This is a genomic window from Rhizobium sp. SVR5-2C (genome assembly GCF_056755115.1).
The window spans coordinates 24,162-32,760 of record NZ_JBNDHT010000072.1 but is presented as its reverse complement, the minus strand read 5'-3'; the positions used below and the strand labels follow the sequence as shown (position 1 = coordinate 32,760).

Sequence of the window (8,599 nt, the reverse complement as noted above, 5' to 3'; positions counted from 1 at the left end):
GGGCATAGGCCTTGGCGGCCATGCGCTGGCGGAAGGCATAGCCGGTCTGGCCGGCATCGGCTGCGAGCTGCTCGAGCAGTTCGGCATAGTCTGACGGATCGGTCACGATCGTCACATAAGCGTGATTCTTGGCCGAAGCGCGGATCATTGCCGGGCCGCCAATATCAATATTCTCGACCGTCGTTGGATAGTCGCCGCCGGCAGCGCGAACATCCTCGAACGGGTAAAGATTGATAACGGCGAGATCGATGCTCTCGATGCCGTGCAGCTTCATGGCTTGGCGATGCTCGGCATCGTCACGGATCGCCAGGAGACCGCCGTGAACCTTGGGATGCAGCGTCTTCACGCGCCCGTCCATGATTTCCGGAAAGCCTGTGACCTCCGAAACATCGGTGACGGCGAGACCGGCAGCCGCAATCGCCTTATGCGTGCCGCCGGTCGAAAGCAGGCGGATTCCTTTTTCGGAAAGCGCGCGGGCGAACTCGACGACGCCCGTCTTGTCGGAAACGGAAAGCAACGCAGTCGTGATTTTGACCTTGTCGGGGGCGGGGATCTTTTTGGAAATGACGGCCATGAACCTTCTCCGTTCGGGCTTCGGGAGACATCCGGCGAGGGACGCTAGGGCGATGCCGCCGCGTTAGCACAGCTTTGCCGCCGCGCAAACAGTCACTAGCTCTTGCGGGACAAAAACCAGCGAATTTCCGGCTTTTCGGCGAAGACGAAGTCAATCTCGATCTGGTCCGAACCACAGATGCCGGAGGCGTCGGCGAAGAAGACGTCCTCGGAGATCAAGACTTCGTTCCCCGGCGAGGAGAAGAGCCAGCTTTCGCCGTCTGGCGCCGTCAGCAATGCGGACTCGCGGTCGCTCTGCCTCACATTGATGGCCGGATGGACATGGAAGCGTGCGGCGGCACGAAGCGGTTCGTTGCTCGTGCGCTCGCCCTGCCGCACCAGCCGATCGCGACCGGTGACAATTGAGCCCGCAGCATTCAGCGTCAGTTCCCGCTCGTGAAGCACGCCGAAATTCTTGAGATAGCCGTCATGACTGACCTTGATAACGTCGCGTCCGTCTTCGGTTTCGGCACGCTCGACGCTGACGGTCCTCACCGGGTCAATGATGATATGGCCGAGATATTCAGACGGCGAGAAACGGCTGGACGAAGTATCGTTCAGCGTCACGGTCGAATGCGCCGCGGTGGTGCGCGCCATCTGCACATAGCGGCGGCCGGCGAATTTCGGCGAGCCGGAATTGACGATAAAGCGGTGGCGGCCCGACGACATTTCGAAAGAAAGGCAGCCCGCGTGCGCCGTACGAGACAGGGTGCCGGCAGCCGGTGGACCGGTATCGGCAATCAACACTGTATTTCCCGCCGCCAGGCGCTGATAGCGGGAATGTGGCATCGCCTTGAAAGGCTGGCCCGCCGTTTCGTCGTAGCGCAGGACCGACATGAGCTCATTGGCAAGGGTTGCTGTTGCGCCATTGAAGAGCGCAAGATCGCCATTCTGGTGGCGGAAGAACCGAAGCGCCGGATACATGCGGTCGATGCCCGCAATCAGCTTCTGCGGCAGGTCGTGGCCGAGATTCACATAGGTCTGCCGAAGCGGCAGGAGATCGAGAAGCAATTCGAGCCCTACACGCGGATTGCGTGAGATATGCCCGCCGTCGGGCAGAATCTGACTATCGAATTCGTTGTCCAGCGCCAGAGCCGCCTTGCGCATCACGGATTGCCGCGCGGGCATTGCGATCGAGGCCATGGCGAGTGCGATGCGAAGACGGAAGAGACTTTCTCCCGCAAGCGCAAAGGGAGCCATGCGCTGAAGGTAGCGAACTTGAAATGCCAAAGATTTCGTAAAACGCCGATAAAAGCCACGGTCGGCATTCTGGAGGACCACCGGCGAATGCGACAGCCAGGCAATTACGCGCTGCGATGTGACATCGATTTCCCAGGCAATGCCTTCCATCCGGCCCGCATGCAGCGAGAGCCAGCCATCGACGATCGCCCGGGCAACGGCCGAAGCTCGGTCATTCTTGTAGGCGCGCATGTGGCGGAGCCAGCCAAAGCCATGCAGGCGGCTGGCAAAGGCGCGTGACGGAAGCGTAAAGCCGAAGGGCGATTTGCCATTCGTCTCCAGTAGTCGCCCCACCAGAGGAAAGCGGCCATTCATGATCTCGTCAGCGATGTGCGAATCGATAGCCCGAAGATCGGTCGGGGCGACGATGAGGCGCTCGGGCACCTTGATCGTCCGGCGGAAAAAACGCAGCCTTAGAAGCACCCTGCGCCGCGAAAAGCGACGCCAGGCCTCCCGAACATACAAAGTCGAAAACCGCCGGCCAGACTGCATACTTTATTTTCTATTGACCCTCATGATTAAGAATAGGTGAAGGAAGGCCGGTTTCAGCGGTAAGTTTGCATTAATTTGTGACAAAAACGAAATATAAGCGGCGCGCGTAGAAATCAGGCAACACGTCGCAATATGGCGGCATAAAAGCCATCGAGGCCCGAGGCGACTGTCGCGGGCATGCGCAACATGGCAGGTGTCGTGCGGAATTCGCCGAGCGGAGTGATCGCGCTTTCAAGACCGGGCCATTCGGCGGCATCGATTCTGACCCGCTCAATATTCGGCGTGTCCTGCAAAATCCGGCTGATGACATCCTCGCCCTCAGCGGGATCCAGCGAGCAATTTGAAAAGACGACCGCGCCGCCGGGCTTCAAGAGCGTCAGCGCATGACGAAGCAGCCGTTCCTGTACGCCGGCAAGCTTGGCGATGTCCTCGGGCCCTTTCGTCCAGAGAACATCCGGATGGCGGCGCGTTGTGCCCGTCGAAGAACAGGGCGCGTCGAGCAGGATGGCGTCAAAAGGCTCTGCGGGGTCAAATTTCGTAAGATCGGTTACAAGCGTTTCCGCCTCGAGGCCCAGTCGGTCGAGATTCGATCGCAGCCGTTTCAAACGGCTTTCGGACTGATCGATCGCCGTCACGCGGCCGCCGGCGACAATGAGCTGCGCAGTCTTGCCGCCCGGTGCAGCACAAAGATCGGCGACGCGCTTGCCGGAGAGATCGCCGAAGAGCTTCGCAGGAATGCTCGCCGCAGCGTCCTGTACCCACCATTCTCCCTGGTCGAAGCCTTCAAGGGAGGGAATAGAGCCCTCGAAGGCTGCAAGCCGCACGCCGCCGGTCGGCAGGACTTCGCCATTCAGTTTCCTTGCCCAGCCTGCGGCGTCGGACTTCACGGTAAGATCGATTGCGGCAGGCTCAAGCTGCGATTCGGATATAGCCGCGGCCGCTTCCTTCCCATAAGCCCTTTCGAGACGCTCGAGAAACCAGACCGGCATTGGCGGAATCTTGGCGATCTCTTCAAGGATCGGTTCCTTCTCCCGGCTAAGGCGCCGGAGGATCGCATTCACCAGCTTCGCGAAGCGGCGGTTGCGGGGATCCTGGTTCGCCTGCTCGACGGCAAGATCGACAGCCGAATGATCCGGTACATCGAGGTAAAGGATCTGGGCTGCGCCGACGGCAAGCACATGGTGAAGCGCGCGCGCTCCTTCCGGCAGCGGCGAATCGAGCAGCAAGGCAATCGCAGCATCGATGCGGGGCAGGTGCCGGAGTGTGGTATTGATGATGGCGCGGACCAACGCGCGATCGCCCTCGCTAAGCGCCTTGTAGGCCGGATTTCCGTGTTCGTGATCCAGCGCGCCGTCCAGCGGTAGCTTCCGATCAACAACCGCGGAGAGAATCTTGGCCGCGGTCGCACGCGCCTGCAGGCCCGGCTTTGCGGGCGGACGGTCTGCAGGCGGCTTCTTCTTGCTGGATGGCTTGTCTCTGCTGGCTGATTTCAAGACCACGGACCTTTAGGCGGTTGGGAACCACCGCGGCCAATACCCGTATTCGGAACCGAGCGCGATTTGCGCGACGGATTAGCAGTGCGAACCGCTGCCGTCGAGCCATTCATGCCGCTCGCCGCCATTTCCTGAAGCGCTGCAATGCGGTTCTCCGTATTCGGATGCGTCGAAAACAGATTGTCCATCCGTTCCCCGGAAAGCGGATTGATGATGAACATATGCGCGGTCGCAGGATTGCGCTCGGCATCGTAGTTCGGGATGTGCGCCGCGCCTCCGGCAATTTTTGCCAGGGCAGAAGCGAGCCAGAGCGGGTTGCCGCTGATTTCAGCGCCGCGCCGGTCGGCGGAATATTCACGCGTCCGGCTGATCGCCATCTGCACGAGCATGGCGGCAAGCGGCGCGACGATCATCGCCACAAGCGCACCGATGAAGCCGACGGAGTTGTTGTTGTCGCGATTGCCGCCGAAGAAGAAGGCGAAGTTGCCGAGCATGGAGATCGCACCGGCAAGCGTCGCCGTAATCGTCATCGTCAGCGTATCGCGGTTCTGGATGTGCGCCAGCTCGTGCGCCATCACGCCTGCAACTTCTTCCGGCGAAAGCATGCTGAGAAGTCCGGTCGAGGCAGCGACGGCGGCATTTTGCGGATTGCGGCCCGTCGCAAAGGCATTCGGCTGCGGATTGTCGTACAGATAGACCTTGGGCATCGGCAGGCCGGCATTGCGCGCGAGATCACGAATGATCCCGAAGAATTCCGGCGCGTTGCGCTCGTCGACCTCCTGGGCCCGGTAGGCCGAGAGCACCATCCGATCCGAATTCCAGTAGGCAAAGAAGTTCATCCCAGCGGCCATCAGCAAGGCGATCATCATGCCGCCGCGGCCGCCGATCAGGAAGCCGACGAACATGAACAGAGCCGTCATGAAGGCAAGCAACATGGCAGTACGAACGAGGTTCATCGAGGTCTCCATCTCCCATCTGCGGCGAAAGGGTTTAAATCGCGGCACCGGCGCATTATGATTTGGTTATTCGCCAGCCATTTTCAACATTCCGACGAGAGAGGCAAATGCAGCCAGCGGACAACGACAACACCGAAAGCCCGGTTACAGAAGGCGCTGCGCCAAACAAAGCCCTGTCGCCTGCAGCAAAGCGTGCGCTCGCGGAAGCGGAAGAACGGCGGCGCAACGCCAAGCCTCTGGACCTGCCGCCCGAGATTGGCGGCCGAGGCGGCGCAGAGCCGGCCCGGTTCGGAGATTATGAGATCAACGGCCGCGCCATCGACTTCTAAGTAAATATTCCTATTGACTTTGCCATTGGATCGGAATTTATTCCTTTCCATGCCCAACTTGCTTTTGATTCTCGCTGGCTTCACCGCGGCGTTCGTCGCCGAAGCCCACTCACGCGATGAGATTTCGGGACCGGTCGCTGCGGAGATCCTGCGCGTCATCGATGGCGATACGCTGCTTGTCGAGGCGCAGCCCTGGCCGCAGCAGAAGATGGAAGTCTATGTGCGTATCCGCGGCATCGACACGCCGGAGCTACACTCGAAATGCGAAAGCGTTCGCCAGGCAGGCTTCAAAGCGCAGCACGCTCTGGAAGAGCTCGCCGCCACATCACCCAGAATTCAGCTCACCCGCATTTCGGGAGACAAATATTTCGGCCGCATCGTCGCCGACGTGACGCTCTCCGATGGCCGGAGCGTCGCCGACAATCTGCTCCTCGCCGGTCTTGCACGGACCTATGACGGTGGGCGCAAGCCACGGCAGGCTTGCACGACAGGTTAGCTCGCCTTTGGTCTTCCGCCGTTTCCGTGCCATCGAATGCTCCTGCCGCCACATGGCGGCAGGAGCGCCTAAAAATTTAGCCCGCTTTCTTTTGGTTATTCTGGCGATTGGTGATCAGATCGTCGACGACAGCAGGATCGGCGAGCGTCGACGTATCGCCGAGCGAGCCGAAATCATCCTCCGCGATTTTACGCAGGATGCGGCGCATGATTTTGCCGGAACGGGTTTTCGGCAGGCCGGGGGCGAACTGGATTTTGTCCGGAGCCGCGATTGCGCCGATTTCCGCACGGACGTGCTTCACAAGCTGCTGACGCAGATCGTCGGAGCCTTCGCTGCCGGCCATCAGCGTCACATAGCAGTAGATCCCCTGTCCCTTGATTGGGTGCGGGTAGCCGACGACGGCAGCCTCGGAAACCAGATTATGCGAAACCAAGGCTGATTCAACTTCGGCCGTGCCGAGACGGTGGCCGGAGACGTTCAGCACGTCATCGACACGTCCGGTAATCCAGTAATAGCCGTCCTCGTCACGGCGGCAGCCGTCGCCGGTGAAGTACTTACCCTTGTATGTGGCAAAATACGTCTGGACGAAGCGCTTGTGGTCGCCATAGACCGTCCGCATCTGACCAGGCCAGCTGTCGGCGATGCAGAGATTGCCGTCGGCGGCGCCTTCCAGCAGATTGCCTTCATTGTCGACGAGCTCCGGCTTGACGCCAAAGAAGGGCTTGGTCGCCGAGCCGGGCTTCAGGTCGGTTGCACCCGGCAGCGGCGTTATGAGAATGCCGCCGGTTTCCGTCTGCCACCACGTGTCGACGATCGGGCACCGCTTGTCGCCGACGACGTTGTGGTACCACTCCCAGGCTTCCGGATTGATCGGTTCACCGACCGTACCGAGCAGCCTGAGCGACGAGCGTGACGAGCGGGTCACGAAATCATCGCCCGCCCCCATCAGCGCACGGATCGCCGTCGGCGCCGTGTAGAAGATGTTGACCTTGTGCTTGTCGATCACTTCCCAGAACCGGCCCTGGTCCGGAAAGGTCGGCACGCCTTCGAACATTAGTGTCGTCGCACAATTCGAAAGCGGGCCGTAGACGATGTAGGAATGGCCAGTGACCCAGCCGACATCGGCCGTGCACCAGTAGATGTCGCCGGGATGATAATCGAAGACGTATTCATGCGTCATCGACGCATAGACGAGATAGCCGCCGGTGGTGTGAAGCACTCCCTTCGGCTTGCCTGTCGAGCCTGACGTGTAGAGGATGAAGAGCGGATCTTCCGCTTTCATTTTCACCGGCGGGCATTCGGCCTTCACCGTCGCCGCTTCCTGGTGATACCAGAGGTCACGGCCGGGCGCCCAGCCCGTCTTGCCGCCTGTGCGACGCACGACAAGCACCTTGCTGACCTTTACATGATGGCGCGCGGCGATATCGATGGCGGTGTCCGTGTTCTCCTTGAGGGGGATCGGCTTACCACCGCGTAGACCTTCATCGCAGGTGATAACAAAGGTCGATTCGCAGTCGACAATGCGGCCGGCGAGCGCTTCCGGCGAAAAGCCGCCGAAGACGACGGAATGAACGGCGCCGATGCGCGAACAGGCGAGCATGGCGTAGGCCGCTTCCGGGATCATCGGCATGTAGATGGTGACGCGATCGCCCTTCTTGACGCCGTGCTTCTTCAGCACATTCGCCATGCGGCAGACATGCTCGTAGAGCTCGTTATAGGTGATCTTCTTGTCGATATACGGATTGTCGCCTTCGAAGATGATCGCGACCTGATTGCCGTGCGTCTTCAGATGGCGATCGATACAATTGTAGGAGACATTGGTCTGGCCGTCTTCGAACCACTTGATCGAGACCTTGCCAGTGAAGGAGGTGTTTTTAACCTTTGTATAAGGCTTGAACCAGTCGATGCGCTTGCCGTGCTTGCCCCAGAATTTATCCGGGCTTTCGATACTTTCCTTATACCACTTCTCGTACTTGTCCTTATCGACCAAGGCATGGCTCTTCACCGGCTTCGAAACCGGATAGGTCTTTTCCGACATGGAACTCCTCCTTACAAAGACACGGCAGCGCGGTACCTGTCATTGGCATTCATAGCAGGTCAAAATCGCCCGGCAATTAGACAAAGGTCATTTCGTTACGCATCAATTGCAATTCCGCATCACTGCGGTTATATAGCGCCATATTTTCCGGACATTGTGGTTGATATCCACGGACCGCGGCACCGGCGCGGACGACAGAAGGACTATATCCATGGCTCAACAGCTGCTCATGCCGAAGGCGACCGCTATCTGGCTTGTCGACAATACCGCCCTGTCTTTCGATCAGATCGCGCAGTTTTGCAAGTTGCATCCTCTCGAAGTCAAGGCCATTGCCGACGGCGAAGCCGCGCAGGGCATCAAGGGCCTCGACCCGATTGCGACCGGGCAGCTTTCCCGCGACGAAATCGCTCGTGCTGAAGCCAATCCGAACCACAAGCTGAAGCTTTCCGAGCCAAAGGTTCGCGTTCCGGAATCCAAGCGCCGCGGCCCGCGCTACACGCCGGTCTCAAAGCGTCAGGACCGCCCGAATGCCATTCTCTGGCTTGTTCGCAACCATCCGGAACTGAAGGATGCGCAGATTTCACGCCTCGTCGGCACCACCAAGTCGACGATCGAGCAGATCCGCGAGCGGACACACTGGAACTCGGCAAACCTGACGCCGATGGATCCGGTCACGCTCGGCCTCTGCAGCCAGATCGATCTCGATATGGAAGTGGAAAAAGCATCCAAGGGCCGGCCGCTGCCGACCGCTGCGGAACTCGGTGCAACATTGCAGTCTGCACAGGAAACCGAGCGCCTTACCCCGAGCTTCGAGCGCGAGGAAGAGCGGGAGATCGACGCCGATGCCGTCTTTGCCAAGCTCAAGTCGCTGAAGTCCTCTCCGAAGGACGAGGACGAAGATGATCAGTTTTGATTGTCTTTGACGATCGACACATTAAGGCCCT

Annotated in this window: 7 protein-coding genes and 1 pseudogene; 3 read left to right on the top strand and 5 right to left on the bottom strand. The window is 59.8% G+C overall.

Annotated features, from left to right (window positions below; all coding sequences use genetic code 11):
• From purH to htpX, 4 genes and pseudogenes are all read right to left on the bottom strand, one after another.
• Positions 1–574: pseudogene (gene purH / locus ACPYOI_RS20350) on the bottom strand (bifunctional phosphoribosylaminoimidazolecarboxamide formyltransferase/IMP cyclohydrolase); the annotation flags it as partial.
• Positions 575–669: 95 nt separating this feature from the next.
• Positions 670–2,343, bottom strand: coding sequence for a heparinase II/III family protein (locus ACPYOI_RS20345; protein WP_481418216.1), 1,674 nt, complete (start codon positions 2,341–2,343; stop codon positions 670–672).
• Positions 2,344–2,456: 113 nt separating this feature from the next.
• Positions 2,457–3,836 (bottom strand): RsmB/NOP family class I SAM-dependent RNA methyltransferase, encoded by a 1,380-nt coding sequence (locus tag ACPYOI_RS20340; protein ID WP_481418215.1) that lies wholly within the window; start codon positions 3,834–3,836, stop codon positions 2,457–2,459.
• The gene (htpX, locus tag ACPYOI_RS20335; RefSeq protein WP_481418214.1) at positions 3,833–4,792 is read right to left on the bottom strand and encodes a zinc metalloprotease HtpX; all 960 of its coding nucleotides are present in this window, start codon (positions 4,790–4,792) and stop codon (positions 3,833–3,835) included. Before htpX ends, ACPYOI_RS20340 begins: the two co-directional genes overlap by 4 nt.
• Positions 4,793–4,899: 107 nt before the next feature.
• On the opposite strand from htpX, the gene ACPYOI_RS20330 reads away from it, so the two are divergent.
• Entirely contained in the window at positions 4,900–5,121 is a 222-nt protein-coding gene (locus ACPYOI_RS20330; protein ID WP_168831849.1) for a DUF1674 domain-containing protein, read from the top strand.
• A 49-nt stretch (positions 5,122–5,170) separates the two neighbouring features.
• Complete coding sequence (locus ACPYOI_RS20325; RefSeq protein WP_481418213.1) at positions 5,171–5,617, top strand: thermonuclease family protein; 447 nt, start codon at positions 5,171–5,173, stop codon at positions 5,615–5,617.
• Between the two features lie 76 nt (positions 5,618–5,693).
• Here ACPYOI_RS20325 and acs read toward each other — a convergent pair whose 3' ends face one another.
• Positions 5,694–7,655, bottom strand: a complete 1,962-nt coding sequence (acs, locus tag ACPYOI_RS20320) for an acetate--CoA ligase (RefSeq protein ID WP_481418212.1) — start codon at positions 7,653–7,655, stop codon at positions 5,694–5,696.
• Between the two features lie 211 nt (positions 7,656–7,866).
• Between acs and ACPYOI_RS20315 the strand changes: the two genes are divergently transcribed.
• The gene (locus tag ACPYOI_RS20315) at positions 7,867–8,568 is read left to right on the top strand and encodes a DUF1013 domain-containing protein (RefSeq protein ID WP_481418211.1); all 702 of its coding nucleotides are present in this window, start codon (positions 7,867–7,869) and stop codon (positions 8,566–8,568) included.
• Positions 8,569–8,599: the final 31 nt, after the last annotated feature.

Bases quoted from the DNA above. Each gene is read 5' to 3' on its own strand.
- ACPYOI_RS20345 (WP_481418216.1), bottom strand. From the start codon at position 2,343: ATGCAGTCTGGCCGGCGGTTTTCGACTTTGTATGTTCGGGAGGCCTGG.
- htpX (WP_481418214.1), bottom strand. From the start codon at position 4,792: ATGAACCTCGTTCGTACTGCCATGTTGCTTGCCTTCATGACGGCTCTG.
- ACPYOI_RS20330 (WP_168831849.1), top strand. From the start codon at position 4,900: ATGCAGCCAGCGGACAACGACAACACCGAAAGCCCGGTTACAGAAGGC.
- ACPYOI_RS20325 (WP_481418213.1), top strand. From the start codon at position 5,171: ATGCCCAACTTGCTTTTGATTCTCGCTGGCTTCACCGCGGCGTTCGTC.
- acs (WP_481418212.1), bottom strand. From the start codon at position 7,655: ATGTCGGAAAAGACCTATCCGGTTTCGAAGCCGGTGAAGAGCCATGCC.
- ACPYOI_RS20315 (WP_481418211.1), top strand. From the start codon at position 7,867: ATGGCTCAACAGCTGCTCATGCCGAAGGCGACCGCTATCTGGCTTGTC.